Source organism: Citrobacter sp. VF227 (assembly GCF_052950715.1).
Genome location: NZ_JBRFVF010000588.1, coordinates 1 through 438, shown reverse-complemented (window position 1 = coordinate 438; position 438 = coordinate 1). Strand labels below are relative to the sequence as shown.

Below are 438 nucleotides of genomic sequence, written 5' to 3'. Positions count from 1 at the left end.
CCCGCAAGGTTATTGCCATGCGTAAGTCTTCCGGGAGAGACTCAATAGGCCGGAAAACTATCTGTCTCAGTTCTTCTGGCCACATTAAGTTCTCAGGGTTCGAAATTTCTTTCAGCGCACCGCCACTTTCGTAATTTTCTGCTTCAATCGCATCTATATCACTGGAAGGTGGACGACGCCCCTGGGCGACCAGGTAATTCTTCGCTGTATTGACCGCAATACGATACAGCCAGGTATAAAAAGCACTATCCCCCCGGAACGAGTCCAGCGCACGATAGGCCTTGATAAATGCCTCTTGTACGACATCGGGTACATCACCCGATGGTACATAGCGAGAAACCAGACTCGCCACCTTATGCTGATAGCTCACTACCAGTAGCTTAAAGCCTTTCTGACCTCCCTTTTGGACCCTTTCTACCAGGACCTGGTCCGTTAACT

General features: G+C 49.8%; 1 protein-coding gene. It reads right to left on the bottom strand.

The window, feature by feature from the left end:
- Positions 1–438, bottom strand: a 438-nt coding sequence (rpoE, locus tag ACU8YC_RS28020; protein WP_446896397.1) for an RNA polymerase sigma factor RpoE, incomplete at both ends; no start/stop codon positions are given.